Annotated in this window: 16 protein-coding genes; 9 read left to right on the plus strand and 7 right to left on the minus strand. The window is 45.2% G+C overall.

Features of this window, described 5'->3' with window-relative positions:
* Nucleotides 1-35: 35 nt before the first annotated feature.
* From AC1HJP_RS19625 to cyaY, 6 genes are read right to left on the minus strand one after another with little or no spacing between them, the layout of a single operon-like run.
* Nucleotides 36-1142: a heme biosynthesis HemY N-terminal domain-containing protein gene (locus AC1HJP_RS19625; RefSeq protein WP_480363220.1), complete on the minus strand. Its 1107-nt coding sequence runs from the start codon at nucleotides 1140-1142 to the stop codon at nucleotides 36-38.
* Nucleotides 1139-2968, minus strand: a complete 1830-nt coding sequence (locus tag AC1HJP_RS19630) for a uroporphyrinogen-III C-methyltransferase (protein WP_480363221.1) — start codon at nucleotides 2966-2968, stop codon at nucleotides 1139-1141. The genes AC1HJP_RS19625 and AC1HJP_RS19630 overlap by 4 nt, the downstream gene beginning before the upstream one ends.
* 16 nt (nucleotides 2969-2984) lie before the next feature.
* Entirely contained in the window at nucleotides 2985-3923 is a 939-nt protein-coding gene (gene hemC / locus AC1HJP_RS19635) for a hydroxymethylbilane synthase (protein WP_058028367.1), read from the minus strand.
* Between the two features lie 21 nt (nucleotides 3924-3944).
* On the minus strand, nucleotides 3945-4898 hold the full coding sequence (locus AC1HJP_RS19640; protein ID WP_480363222.1) for a DUF2914 domain-containing protein: 954 nt from the start codon (nucleotides 4896-4898) through the stop codon (nucleotides 3945-3947).
* A 16-nt stretch (nucleotides 4899-4914) separates the two neighbouring features.
* Complete coding sequence (locus AC1HJP_RS19645) at nucleotides 4915-5568, minus strand: alpha/beta hydrolase (RefSeq protein WP_480363223.1); 654 nt, start codon at nucleotides 5566-5568, stop codon at nucleotides 4915-4917.
* A complete protein-coding gene (gene cyaY / locus AC1HJP_RS19650) occupies nucleotides 5568-5888 on the minus strand; it encodes an iron donor protein CyaY (RefSeq protein WP_058028361.1) in 321 nt (106 codons plus the stop codon). The genes AC1HJP_RS19645 and cyaY overlap by 1 nt, the downstream gene beginning before the upstream one ends.
* 121 nt (nucleotides 5889-6009) lie before the next feature.
* Here cyaY and lptM point away from each other — a divergent pair, with 121 nt between their 5' ends.
* The 8 genes from lptM (at nucleotide 6010) to AC1HJP_RS19690 (ending at nucleotide 12312) form a co-directional block, all read left to right on the plus strand.
* Nucleotides 6010-6192: an LPS translocon maturation chaperone LptM gene (lptM, locus tag AC1HJP_RS19655; protein WP_138568812.1), complete on the plus strand. Its 183-nt coding sequence runs from the start codon at nucleotides 6010-6012 to the stop codon at nucleotides 6190-6192.
* Between the two features lies 1 nt (nucleotide 6193).
* Nucleotides 6194-7447, plus strand: coding sequence for a diaminopimelate decarboxylase (lysA, locus tag AC1HJP_RS19660; protein ID WP_480363224.1), 1254 nt, complete (start codon nucleotides 6194-6196; stop codon nucleotides 7445-7447).
* Nucleotides 7448-7543: 96 nt separating this feature from the next.
* On the plus strand, nucleotides 7544-8374 hold the full coding sequence (gene dapF, locus AC1HJP_RS19665) for a diaminopimelate epimerase (RefSeq protein ID WP_480363225.1): 831 nt from the start codon (nucleotides 7544-7546) through the stop codon (nucleotides 8372-8374).
* Between the two features lie 48 nt (nucleotides 8375-8422).
* Nucleotides 8423-9031, plus strand: coding sequence for a DUF484 family protein (locus AC1HJP_RS19670; RefSeq protein ID WP_480363226.1), 609 nt, complete (start codon nucleotides 8423-8425; stop codon nucleotides 9029-9031).
* 75 nt (nucleotides 9032-9106) lie between these two features.
* Nucleotides 9107-9973 carry a tyrosine recombinase XerC gene (gene xerC / locus AC1HJP_RS19675; protein WP_404395131.1) on the plus strand — a complete coding sequence of 289 codons (867 nt, stop codon included), beginning with the start codon at nucleotides 9107-9109 and terminating at the stop codon, nucleotides 9971-9973.
* Nucleotides 9974-10018: 45 nt separating this feature from the next.
* Nucleotides 10019-10723, plus strand: coding sequence for an HAD-IA family hydrolase (locus AC1HJP_RS19680; protein WP_480363227.1), 705 nt, complete (start codon nucleotides 10019-10021; stop codon nucleotides 10721-10723).
* A 12-nt stretch (nucleotides 10724-10735) separates the two neighbouring features.
* A complete protein-coding gene (locus AC1HJP_RS19685) occupies nucleotides 10736-11620 on the plus strand; it encodes a dTDP-4-dehydrorhamnose reductase family protein (RefSeq protein ID WP_480363228.1) in 885 nt (294 codons plus the stop codon).
* A gap of 8 nt (nucleotides 11621-11628) precedes the next feature.
* Complete coding sequence (locus tag AC1HJP_RS19690) at nucleotides 11629-12312, plus strand: pseudouridine synthase (protein ID WP_480363229.1); 684 nt, start codon at nucleotides 11629-11631, stop codon at nucleotides 12310-12312.
* Nucleotides 12313-12318: 6 nt separating this feature from the next.
* On the opposite strand, the gene AC1HJP_RS19695 is transcribed toward AC1HJP_RS19690, so the two are convergent.
* On the minus strand, nucleotides 12319-12702 hold the full coding sequence (locus tag AC1HJP_RS19695) for an MAPEG family protein (protein WP_480363230.1): 384 nt from the start codon (nucleotides 12700-12702) through the stop codon (nucleotides 12319-12321).
* 455 nt (nucleotides 12703-13157) lie between these two features.
* On the opposite strand from AC1HJP_RS19695, the gene AC1HJP_RS19700 reads away from it, so the two are divergent.
* Nucleotides 13158-14030, plus strand: a complete 873-nt coding sequence (locus AC1HJP_RS19700) for an EamA family transporter (protein ID WP_480363231.1) — start codon at nucleotides 13158-13160, stop codon at nucleotides 14028-14030.
* The last annotated feature ends 59 nt before the right edge of the window (nucleotides 14031-14089 follow it).

Below are 14089 nucleotides of genomic sequence, written 5' to 3' on the forward strand. Positions count from 1 at the left end.
GCTCTATCTGTGTCTAATTTTCTAAATAGTTACCGTTATTTTGCGGCCAATAATAAATAAGCTTTTTGGAACTGCTGGGTTTGCTCATAACTATTTAGAACCGGTTTTAAATGGGCTTTATCGAGCTCTGTTAGCTGACAATTGTCGAATACTTTTGCCGCCAATTCATACTCACCTGCCGCGTTGGCTAGGCACCCCATGGCAAACAACAATTGCGGTTGCTCAGGGTGTTTTTTCAATGCATCTTGCAGTGATGAACGCAATTTAACATCTGGGTTTTTGGCATGCACAACCACATCAGCAAAGGCTTGATACTGACCTTTCTTGAGCCATTTTTGTAATGTCGGCAGCAAGTTTTGCCATTGACCGGCACTGGCTTGCGATTGCATGTAAAGTGCTTCGCTTTGCACTTTTAATGCTTTAGGTAGTTGCTCAAATTGGCCAATCGCCTGCTCTGCGTTCGTATTAAACCAACGTGCCATAAATACCTGCCACTGTGCTTGTGACCAATCTAAGCGCTTGTAATGCTGATTAATCGCCGTCGCTAATTCAGCGTGTTTTTCAGCCTGTAGTAACCCGGCTAAATAACTACTTACCGTAGCCTGCGTTGGTTTTTTCTCTGCCATTGGGGCGTCTAATAAGGCTAACGCTTGCTCGTTCTGATTGGCATCCAACCAAAGTTTAGGCACCTTTCTCTGCGCAGCATCACTGATATTTTGTAAATGCGCCAGCGCTTGTGCTTTATCACCTTGCTGTAAAGCAGCTTTTGCCAGCAAGGCTTGCTGCGCGTCTTGCCACTCTTCAGGCGCTTGTCCTTTATTAAAGGTGCTTTGCACCGCTGCCACATCATCATTGATGCTTGCCCATAAACCTTGTTGCCACACTTGCTGTGCTTTAAGTGCTTTTTTACCACGCCAAAAACCTGTGGTTTTGCCGTACATGCGTAACAATGTTTTTAATAATTTAAGCATTAGCCACAACGCAATAAAGCCCAGCACAAACATGATTACAAAGGCGACGATTGTGCCTTCGATTGTGGTGTTATTAAATGCGATGAGCACATAGCCTTTTTCATCTATTAATAGATGACCTGCAGCCAATGCTGCAGCGACAAGGGCAAATGCTAAAATTGCTCTTATCATGGCGCAACCTCTTCAGCTAACCAGCTCTTCAATACTTGCTCAGAGCTTAACTGCACTGGCCGACTAAACTGAAGCGGCTGTTGTTGTAACTCAATCAGTGCGGATTGCATTGCTTTAACTTCAGCCTTATCTGCTGCGAAATAGCTCCCAACATGTTGCTGAGCCTGCTTTAAAGCAGTGAAGAATACGCTGGCTTGCTTATCCATTAGCGCAGTTTGCGCTTGTGATAAATAGCCGCGTAGTTGTGCTTTTAATAATTGCTGCTCTTGGGCATCCAGTAGCGGATCTATCACTGTCACATCACGCTCGCGGATCTTAATAAAGTCATCCACCAGCCCTTGCCATGTTCTCTTCAGATTAGTTTGCCAATCGCTAACCTCTGTTGATAATTCAGCTGGCGCTTGCTGACGTGTCTCAGGTAACTGCAAAGTGACTAATGGCAACGCATCGACCTGATTCAATAAACCATGTAGCTCTAAGTAAATACTTTCCACCGCGGGTTGAGGCTGAGCGTTGAGTAAAGCAATGTCATCTGCCAATGCTTTTAATACTTCCGTATTGTTGCTCTGTGCTAACAACACATCGTGTACACGCTTTAATACCGCTGCACCGCCTTGATAATCTTGCTCTGCGGCCACTTTAAATACCGCTAGACGATGCAAGTAAACCGCTTCATTAATTGCTGCGCCACTGAGTTGTTGATCAGCTTGGCGTAATTTGCTGTCTAACTGGGCTGCAAAGCTCTCTTGTAATTGCGCTGCTTGCGATGACAAAGACTGGTTCACCGCTTGTGACAAGCGTGATTGCTCACTTTGCAGAGCTGCTAAATTCTGTTGCGACTGTTTGAGTTCACTTTTTAAGGCGCTATTTTCGGTTTTTAAGGCATCTAGTGCCGCATAGGTTTTGTCGCTGATCTGCTGTCCATGGACAATTAAACCGGTTGTCATGACACCCGTTGCCGTTGCTATCAACAAGGCTAATACGCCTACTTTACTGATCTTTTGCTTCATCGGTTTGGTCTCTGGCACGCTCGGTTTTTCACTCGCAGCGGTTGGTTGTTTTTGTTCTTCACTCATAGTGCTTACCTGCTGTTTTTGAGACGACTTAATGCAACTGAACACGGCATCATCACTGGCACCGTCGGCAAGGTATATCTGCGTCTCAGCAATTTGGTACTCTTGTTGTAAATAATCACAGCTACGTTGACTAACAAGATAAAAATCTCGTTGCTTTAACCAGTCCAAATGTTGTTCTGATTGTGTGTTAAAAACAGCATCAATCGCAGCATTACTGCTCAGCACTATAGCGGTTATCTGTTGCTCACGCCAGTGGTCTAACCAGCTATCAGCGCTTTCTTCTAACGCTGCGCGTTCATATACAACACATTGATTTAGAATAGCACCGCGTGATTTACAGGTTTTGGCTATCAGCGTGCGACCACCCTTGCCTTTGACAAGTACACATTGTTTTGCGTCTAAATCTTGTAAGGTTTTTAAGGCCAATAAGCCTTCGGAATCTTGTTGCTCTGGAAAATCAGCTTTGCGAGAAAAGTGCGCTTCTATGGCCTGTGCGGTTTGCTCACCCACTGCAAATAGTTTGGCATGGGCTGGTAAAGTTGGATATTGCTCAGCAAGGGACTGCACGGCATCTTGAGAAATGAAAATAATGACATCAGCATTATCGAGTGGCGCAAGCTGCTGAGCGTCCAGTGTTATCGAGGTAAGTGATAACACTGGGGTATGAAGATATGCAATCTGATGCTGCTCGAGTTGCGCCTTAAGCTGCTCACCTTTACCGCTTGGCCGTGTGATTGCAATCTTTGTCATACTAGATTTAACCTTATTACGCGTCTCTATAAACTTCAGCTAGAATTTTGTCAGCACCTTGCGCTAATAGCTGCTCGGCAAGCTGAACGCCTAACTGCTCAGCGTTCTCAACTGAACCTGACACTTCATCGCGTAAAATCTCAGAGCCATCAACTGCCCCAACAAGGCCACGAATATGTACTTGCTCACCATTTACTAGAGCATAAGCACCGATTGGCACCTGACAACCTCCTTCTAAACGACGGTTCATAGCACGCTCTGCAAGTACACGAATACGTGTTTCAGTGTGCTCTAACGGTGCAAGCAATGCTTTTACTCGTTCGTCATCACTGCGACACTCGATACCCACGGCACCTTGGCCATTGGCTGGTAATGATGTTTCTGGCTCGATGAAGTCAGCAATGCGCTCAGGCATTTCTAAACGCAGTAGACCAGCAGCAGCTAAAATAATCGCATCGTAATCGCCATTATCTAGCTTAGCTAAACGGGTATTTACATTACCGCGTAAGTCACGAATGTCTAAATCTGGGCGTAATGCACGTACTTGACATTGGCGACGTAGACTCGAAGTACCGACTACTGCGCCTTGCGGTAGCTCATCTAAGCTTTTGTATTTGTTTGATACAAACGCATCGCGCGGATCTTCACGCTCACAAATGGTGTTAAGCTCTAACCCTTCAGGGAACTCAACCGGCACATCTTTCATTGAGTGCACCGCGATATCAGCGCGGCCATCTAACATGGCTTGTTCAAGCTCTTTTACGAATAACCCTTTACCACCGATTTTTGCCAGTGGTGTATCTAGAATAATGTCACCCTGGGTCGACATTGGCACCAGCTCAACGGTAAGGTCTGAGTGAAAACGCTCAAGTTCGGCTTTCACAAATTCTGCCTGCCACAGTGCCAGTGCGCTTTTGCGGGTTGCGATACGTAAAATATTTGCTTGTTCTGTCATGCTTTTGCCTGTTGGACGCGATTAAAGCGCCGATGGAATAATTCGAAAAGTTTTTTGTGCCAGTAACTCGCCTTGCTCAGTTACGGCTTCAACACGCCATTGACCTGTTTGGCTTGGCATGATGTTTTTGCTTGAATAAGTACGGTAGCGGTCTGCGCTGATCGTCAATGGGATTTCTGCCATTAACTGATCTTGATGAAACCATAAATGGCTAATAGTTTGACCTTTTAGCTTGCGCACCTCTGTGAAGAAAAATAGTTTTTCTTGAAACTCGGTTTGCTCAATCGACTCTTTTAACACATCAACTGGCTCACGCTCACTGATGCCTGTAGTCAGTACAGCACGGCTAATAAATTGCACATCAATTTGTGCACCTAACGCCACTGAAGTCACTTTCGCGTTGTCTGAAAACTGTTTTGATGACGTTTCTGCATCTTGCTCAGCCTCAGGTGAAGTAGTTGCCGCCTCAACAGTTTCTTTCTCAACGCTGATTTCATCAGTCACTTGCGCAAGCTCAGACTCGCTATCAAGGGTGTGCACTGCGTCTGTTTGCTCAGTTAAAGCTACGCTGGCTTTTTCCACACCAGCTTGGTTATTAACAGCTGCGGCATTTTGCACCGACTCTTGAAGCTCAAGCTCTGCTGCAGCAGTTTGCACAGGAGTAATGGCTTCTTCGGCGATCACCTCGGTTTCAGGCTCAGGTATAGCTGCAACGCCGTTATCTAACTCTTGCTGTGCAGTATCTGTAACAAGTTCTGGCTCTGAAATAACGACTGTGTTTGGCTCAACCATTTCAATATTTTGCACTTCATCGGCATTTACTGAATTCATTAAGCCATACACGATAGCCACAGCGGTCAGCATTAACATGCTTGCTGCCATAAAAATGCGTCGCCAATGCCACTGATAATACACAGCTTGCGGCTGGGCAGGTGCCTTACTCACACTGGTTTTTATGACAATCTTCTGTGACATATTTTGCTCCGTTTAATTAAGCCAGTTTTTCAAGCAACCAAGTGCGAATTGCTGTTAGCTCTTCAGCACATACCTGATGTGCCATTGGGTAATCTTGCCATGATACCGAGTAACCCTGCGTGGTGAGCGTATCAAATGCTTGGCGACCCGCCATCATAGGCACAACAGGATCTTGCGACCCATGCGCCATGAAAATATCTAACTCGGCTTGCACAGCCTCGTCTGCCAACTTTTGCGGCGCGCACATATAAGTCGATAACGCCATCACACCAGCGAGTTTTTGCTGAAGACGCGGTGCCAAATGCAAGGCTATCACCCCACCTTGAGAGAAACCAGCCAAGATGATTTTATCGGCAGGTATACCTTTGTCTAACTCGGCTTGAATTAAAACTTCAACTTGAGCTGAAGAGTCTCTCACACCTGTTTCATCGGCTCTTTTATCTAGATCAAAAGACTTGATGTCATACCATGCGCGCATCACCATGCCACCATTTATGGTGACCGGTTGCTCTGGTGCGTGAGGAAAAATAAACCGTACGCCAAGATCTGCAGGTAAACCTAGTTCAGGAGCTATCGGTAAGAAGCCGTTACCTGAATCGCCAAGGCCATGTAACCAAATGATCGACGCTTTATGCGTGCTTTGTGCTGGGTATTCTACAAATTCAAGCATTAGTCGTGCTGCCACTCAATAGGTGCACCAGCTTGCTTGGTCGCCGCTTCGCTCATAAATTGCCAGAATTCTGCACCCGAGCGGTTGTCGATCCACTGTTCGCCTTGTAGCTCAAAATGGTGACCATTGAATTTAGTGGCAACCCATACTTGATGAAGTGGTGCTTGTTTGTTGATGATGATCTTACTCTTATCAGGGAAGATGATCTCTAAAATGCCCGATTGAGACTCATAGTCTAAATCAACATCACAGTCATCAATTTGCTCTTCAATGGTTAACATTAACGCGTCGGCAAGTTCGTGGTATTCATGATCGGTCATCACGGCATCCTTCAATAAGCACGGTTGTATAAGTTATGACGAAATTTCACAGCCCCAATAGCTGCATTTTCTATGAATTCTGTTACTCTGCGATTATAAAGGCACTGACATCATTAATCTAATGAAAGCGAACCCCTCATTCACAAGCTTATTATTTTTGGTCATCTTTACCAGCTTATTCGTGACTGGTTGTGGCCAAAGTGGCGTGCTCTATTTACCAGAGCAACAGCAACAAGATAACCAAACACCTGCGAGTAAACAACCAAAGCAAGACCAACAGAAACAACAGCAAGAGGAAAAGTAAGATGGATTTTTTCGAATACAAAAATAATCAGCTGTTTGCTGAAGGGGTTTCGGTGGCAGATATCGCCGAGCAATACGGTACACCCTGTTATGTCTATTCTCGCAAAACCTTAGAGCGTCACTATCATGCATTTACTGATGCCGCTGACGGTCATCCGCATTTAGTCTGCTATGCAGTTAAAGCAAACTCGAATCTGGCTGTGTTAAATATCTTGGCCAAACAAGGTGCTGGCTTTGATATTGTCTCGCAAGGCGAGCTTGCGCGAGTTTTGCAAGCCGGCGGTGATGCCAGCAAAGTGGTTTTCTCTGGTGTTGCAAAAACTGCACAAGAAATTGCTTTTGCTCTAGTGCAAAACATCAAATGTTTTAACGTTGAGTCTGAAGCCGAGCTTGAGCGTATCAGTCATGTTGCTAGCGAGCTGAATAAAACAGCACGCGTGTCTATTCGTGTGAATCCAGATATTGATGCTAAAACCCATCCTTACATTTCTACTGGGTTAAAAGAAAACAAGTTTGGTATCGACATCAATCAGGCCTTCGATATTTATCAAAAAGCCTATGCATTGCCAGGCATTGACGTGGTCGGTGTTGATTTTCATATTGGCTCGCAGCTGACCGAAGTCGCGCCATTCTTAGCCGCACTAGACAAAGTATTGGCTTTGGTCGATAAGCTAAAAGCCGCAGGTATCGAACTTGAACATTTAGACATTGGTGGTGGTCTGGGCGTGCCTTACGACAGTGAAAAGCCACCTCACCCAAGTGCCTATGCCGCAGAAGTGAAAGCTAAGCTAGTAAACTACCCTCACCTAGAACTCGTCTTTGAGCCAGGTCGCGCTATTGCTGCCAATGCCGGTATTCTAGTGACCAAAGTTGAGTATATTAAGCCAACTAAAGACAAACACTTCGCGATTGTTGATGCGGGTATGAACGACATGCTCCGTCCGTCTTTATATCAAGCATGGCAAAACATCATTGCTGTTGCACCGCGCGCTGATGGCACACCAACACAAAATTATGACGTAGTAGGCCCAGTGTGTGAAACCGGTGACTTCTTAGGTAAAGATAGACCCCTTGCCATTCAAGCAGGCGATTTACTTGCACAGCGCAGTGCCGGTGCCTATGGCTTTACCATGAGCTCAAACTACAACTCGCGCCCTCGTGCCGCTGAAGTCATGGTAGATGGCGATGAGAGTCATTTGGTTCGCCAACGCGAGACGCTCACTTCTCTTTGGCAAGGCGAGCAATTACTGCCTTAATTAAGCGCTTTCCCGTACCAAGCCCAGTGGATATCACTGGGCTTTTGATAATTGCCATGGCAAAGTAGTAGCAGCTTGGAGTTACATTAAGACATTATGTTTGTAAATTTTTCTAAAATGCACGGTTTGGGTAATGACTTTATGGTCGTTGATAACGTCACTCAAAATGTATTTTTATCACGCGACCAAATCAAGAAACTTGCTGACCGCAATTTCGGTGTGGGTTTTGATCAACTACTCATGGTTGAAGCGCCTTATTCACCCGATCTCGATTTTCATTATCGTATTTTTAATTCTGATGGCACCGAAGTGGAACAATGTGGCAATGGTGCACGCTGTTTTGCACGCTTTGTGCGCATGAAGGGTCTCACCAACAAACATAAAGTCGCAGTGTCTACTAAGGGTGGCAACATTACCCTGTACACAGAAAAAGACGGCCAAGTCACAGTGAACATGGGCAATCCGCACTTTGCGCCGAGCAGTGTGCCATTTAAAGCGAAAAAGCCAGAGCTCACTTATATTCTTCGCGCAGGTGAAAGCACGGTTTTTTGTGGCGTAGTGTCTATGGGCAACCCCCATTGTGTATTAGAAGTCGATGACGTGCATACCGCTGAAGTCGAGACCTTAGGCCCTTTACTTGAAAACCACGAACGCTTTCCTGAGCGTGCCAATGTGGGTTTTATGCAGATCATCAACCCTGAACACATAAAACTGAGAGTCTGGGAGCGCGGCGCTGCCGAAACACTCGCTTGTGGCAGCGGTGCTTGTGCTGCAGTTGCTGTGGGTATAATGCAAAAGAAGTTAGCCAGTACAGTGCGAGTAGATTTACCTGGCGGTTCATTACAAATACGTTGGCAAGGTGAAGGTAACCCAGTACGTATGACAGGCCCTGCAGAGCACGTATTCGATGGGCAAATTTCTTTATAAAGAATCAGCTTTGTAGCGCGCTCACAATAAAAAGTCGGAGTAATTAACATGAAGCAAACAGATCAAGAACAACAAGTCTGCGACTACTTAAAACGCAACCCCGACTTTTTTCAGCATCACCCTTATGTGTTACTCGAATTAGAATTGTTCAGCAAAAGCCAAAGCTTACCGAATTTAGCCCTGCAACAGTTGCGTTTATTAAGAGAGCAAAACCAAGCATTAAAACAGCAGCTCTCTGGAATGGCTAAAATTGCACACAGCAATGAACAGATATTCAAAACACTGAGCGATTGCCAGCGCCAGATTTGGCAGGCTAACTCCTTGAATGAAATCTCTAAAGTGATCCAAACAGCGTTTGCCAATACACCTAATATTTCAGCGACAGAGCTGCTCTTTCAGCCCAAACAAGTAACCCAAGCCCTAAACACCACTCTTGAGGATAAGGCCCAATACTTAGGTCGCACGCCGAAGCAATTAGATAGCGTCTGGGATAAAGCCCCGAGCACTGGCTCTGTGGCACTGTATCAACTTGACGACAGTGATGCGGTATTGGCTTTTGCCAGTGACAACCCTGCGCATTTTTGCCCTAATAACGACGACTTGTTGATGCAAGAGTTTTTAGCAGGCTTAAAACTGAGAATAGCAGCTCTTGGATAGCCCGTTGTGAATAGTCAGTTCAATGCCTCTGAAAGTGAACTTAAAGACGAATTTTCTCAGCCAATCGATGCATTTATGGCTTATTTACGTCATGAAAAGCAATACTCAGAACACACTTTAGGACAGTATAAGCGCCAACTTATACAAGCCGCTTTGGTCTTTCAGCAAGACTGCCATGATTGGCTAGGTGTATCCCCCGACCATATTCGACGTTTTAGCATGCAACTGCGCAGCAAGCAGTACAATCCTCGTAGTATTAATTTGAAGCTTAGCTGCATTCGCAGTCTGTATAAATTTTTAAAAGCCAAACATCAACACCACCAGACTTTAATCAACCCCGGAGAAGGTATTAAAGGCCCTAAGTTTCAAAAACCATTGCCAAAGAATCTCGATGTCGACCAAATGGCGCAGTTATTAGAATTGCCCGAAGACGATGCCCTAGCCGTGCGCGACAAAGCCATGATGGAGTTAATGTATTCAAGTGGTTTGCGTGTTAGTGAGCTAGTGAATGCCAACTTAAATGATATTCGCGAAGGGGAAATTCGGGTACTGGGTAAAGGCAGTAAAGAGCGCGTAGTCCCAGTTGGCAGTAAAGCCCTCGCCGCATTAGAGGCATGGTTAAAGCTGCGCCCACAATTTGCCATTGAAGGCGACCCCGCGTTATTTGTTAGCAAACAAAAGCGCCGTATCTCAACCCGACATGTTCATGAGCGTATGAAAGACTGGGGCCTAAAACAAGGCATTAGTACCCCAGTGCACCCACACAAACTGCGTCACTCATTTGCCAGTCATATGCTGGAATCAAGTGGTGATCTGCGCGCCGTGCAAGAAATGCTCGGACACAGTAGTTTGTCAGCAACCCAAGTCTATACCCATGTCGACTTTCAACATCTGGCCAAGGTGTACGACAAAGCACACCCGAGAGCGAAAAAATCCAAATAGCCACTCATTTACGTATAATGCGCATAACCTTAAAGGAGCCATTTAATGCGATTCAACCGAGCTATCACGCCCGTTAAAGTTTTAAGCTTTGACCTAGACGACACCCTTTATAACAATCATCCGATAATCAAAGCTGCGCTACAGGCACAGTTTGATTATCTTGCCACAATTGAGCAGTGGCATGCTAAAGGCCCCGATTATTGGCGTGAGTGTCGCAACCATATTGGTGAAACACAGCCTGAACTTCAGAGTGATGTGACTAAATGGCGTCAGGTTGCATTAAGGTATGGCTTTGCACAATTAGGTTTTTCTGACAGGCAAGCCCAAGAATATGCAAACGCAGCGTACAGGGCATTCGCCGATGCGCGTAGCAATATTGTGGTGAGCGATGATGTACTTGAGCTACTAGCGCAATTACGTGAGAAATATACCCTCATCGCCATTACCAACGGCAACGTTGAAGTCGGCAAATTTAACTTAAAAGGCGAATTTGATCTGGTGTTGCAGGCCGGCCCTCACGGTGAAGCTAAACCGAGTCGCGCATTATTTGATAAAGCCTGTGCACTGTTAGAAGTTAACCCAAGTGATATTCTGCATATCGGCGATAGCCTTGATACCGACGTACAGGGGGCGAATAATGCAGGATGTTATAGTGTTTGGCTCGATAACCAAGATTGTGTATACAACTACAAAGGGCTTGCTGATATTGAAATAACTGACATTATGCAGTTAAAGCTTTTAGTAAATTAACAGGACTTTTTAATGTCTCAGACCAAAATAATGATAACAGGCGCTACAGGCCTTTTGGGACGCGCTTTATTCTCAGAGTTGAACAGCCGCTTTAATGTAATTGGCACAGGCTTTAACCGTGCTGAAGGCAACATCATCAAATTAGACCTACACGACCAAGATGCAGTTGCAAACAGCTTAACAGAGCATAAACCACAAGTCGTGATCCATGCCGCCGCTGAGCGCAACCCAGATATTTGCAGCAACAAGCCAGAGCAAGCCATTGCCCTGAATGTCGCCGCTTCAAAATTTTTAGCTGAACAGTGTGAAGCCATCGGTGCCAAATTGATTTTAATTAGTACCGACTATGTGTTCGACGGCCAAGATGCCCCCTATTTAGAAAATGCCGCACCGAATCCTCTAAACCTCTATGGACAAAGCAAGCAACAAGCGGAGCAAGCCGTGTTAGCGGTTGCGAAAACTCATAGCGTGATCCGTGTGCCGGTTTTATACGGTGATGTTACGCATTTAGGCGAGTCAGCTGTCACCACGCTTGCACAACAACTCAGTGCCACTGCGCCTTCAAGTCACGACAACTGGGCGATCCGCTACCCAACTCATGTAGCCGATATCGCCATGAGTATTCGTGACTTAGTCCAACAAGCTGACAAATTAGGCGGTATTTTCCATATTTCTGGCACTCAGAAAATGACTAAATACCAAATGGCGTGTTTGATAGCCGATGCACTTGGCTATGACCGCAGTTTATTGGAGCCACTGGGCCAACCCAACGATGGTACACCACGCCCGTATAACTGTGCTCTTGAAAATAAGCGCTTAAAAGCCATGGGGATCCACTATGAACGCGGGTTTGCCAAAGCGATTGCTGAGATTATTCGTGCACATATCAATAAATAAACAACCCAATGTCTAAAACACGCCTTGCAAAATACATTGGTCATGCGGGAGTTTGCTCCCGCCGTCAGGCTTCCCGCTTAATTGACTTGGGTGAAGTGACGGTGAATGGCCGACCTGCAAATCACATCGATCACGTTGATGAACTTGATGAGATCATAGTGCAGGGCGTGAAGCTTGAAGGACCTGCCAAAAAGGTGCTCTACGCTTACCATAAACCTGTTGGGATAGACTGTAAGCTAAAGCTTGATGATCCAAGCAGCCTTATTCATCACTTACCGCAAGGTGAGCGTGTTTACCCAATTGGCCGCTTAGACAAAGACTCTCGAGGTTTGTTACTACTAACAAACGATGGCGAATTATGCCAACAGTTAATCCACCCAGATCACCATCAAGAGAAAGAATACCTAGTCGAAGTCGATAAGCCCCTTGATGCTGATTTCTGTGCAAAAATGGCAGCGGGCGTGCCTGTTGATGGTCAAATCACTTTGCCCTGTGAAGTGTCTCTGGTTGATAAGACCCGCTTTAAAATCATTCTCAAGCAAGGGCTAAATCGACAGATCAGAAAAATGGCCAAATATTGTGGTTATAAGGTGATAGATTTATACCGAGTGCGCATTGCCAACTATGTGTTAAATCCAAATGAAGTAAGCGAAAACACTTACCAAGCCATCACCTTAGATGAGTTGCTCTAGTGTTTTTTATAAGCACACCACGACCATCGCCAAGGCGCTGACTAACCCCACCAGCCACACAGATGAACGGGCGATATGCCAGTCAAGGTAATAACATACGCAATAGGCAACACGGGCAATAATGTGGGTGACAGCCAAGGTTTGTGTGGTCTCGTTTATGGTATTTGTACCCAACACCACAGCTAATGCAACTGCAAATACAGTTAATGCTTCAAAGCTATTTTGATGGGCAGCTAAAGCGCGTGCACCAAAGCCAGTAAGCTGCGTTTGTTGCGCTCTTGGGTGTCGATTATCGTAACCGCCTAATCGATTCATCGCGATAGCGACAGGGGCTTTTGCCAAATAAGGCAGTAACATGGCGATAAAAGCACAAACGAGTAGCGTGGTCATTTTATTTACTCCAAACTGACAATATTCACAGTCAAAATATTTTGAACTCAAAACAACACGCTAGCACAAAACTGCAGACAAAAAAAAGCCACCTAAAAAGCAGGTGGCGAATTATTTTGTAGCATCTGATACCGAGTATACGCACAAAAATAAAAAACACACTGCGACAGATTGTCGCAGCTTAGGTGGTTGCCATTGAAGCTTCAAAAGCCTCTATTCAATTTTGCCCTTTCTAAGCTGTATATTTTCAGATAATGCTTTAGATAATAAAAATAAATGCCTAAAACCTGCAATTCGTGATCAATGATTGTGATAAATATTCATTATTCAAACATGCTGACAAAACAAGGAGGTTATTACGATATAGTGTTGTCAAATATAAGCAGTTTTAGACGACGTGGGTGGGCAGCCTTGCTCACTAGATAAATCATTTAACAATAACAAATTGGTATCCTATGACCTGGATCGCTTTCACACTGTTAGCCGCCTTCTCTCAAGCATGGCGTAACGCCTTGCAAAGCAAGCTGAGTAACCATGCAAGTGTCGCAGGTGTCACCCTCGCCCGCTTTTTACTCGCCAGCCCACTCGCGGCCCTCTACTTATTTGGCCTTTACCAATGGCAGCCTGCTGAAGCACTATCACCCAATAGCAGCTTCTTATTTTATGTATTTGCAGCCAGTGTTATGCAAATTGCCGCTACTGCGCTCATGGTGGTGCTCTTTAAGCAAAATAATTACGCCGTCGGCGCAGGACTAGCTAAAAGTGAAGCCTTAGTCGCCGCCATTTTGGGCATGTTGTTCTTTGGCTCTACTTTATCGTTATTAGGCTGGTTAGGTGTTGCAATCGGTGGTGTCGCAGTACTACTTCTGAGCGGTTTTACCTTAAAAAACCTCAACCCAAAAACGGCACTCATTGGCTTAACCTCAGGCACCGCATTTGCGCTTACTTCTCTTTGGGTACGAGAAGCGAGTATCGCATCAGGGTTACCTTTTCCACATAGTGCCGCTTGGGTATTACTCTTTGTATTACTTACACAAACTATGATGCTATCAGCGTATATCAGCATTAAAGAATCACACACTTGGCGCACTTTACTCACTCATAAACCGCTGACTTGTGCGATCAGTTTTACTAGCTGTATTGGCTCAATTGGTTGGTTTAGTGCCATGAGCTTACAACACGTTGCTTATGTCAAAACCCTTGGGCAAGTTGAAGTGTTCTTTACCATCTTACTGTCGATTTTCTGGTTAAAAGAACCGGTAAAAAAACGCGATGGACTTGGGCTAGGCTTAATCGCCGTTGCGGCTATCTTGGTGATGATGACTTAACCAAACTTTTATTTATAAACGTAAAAAGGCTCATCCATGATGAGCCTTTTACTTTGCTA

Source organism: Pseudoalteromonas sp. NFXS53, from assembly GCF_056629255.1.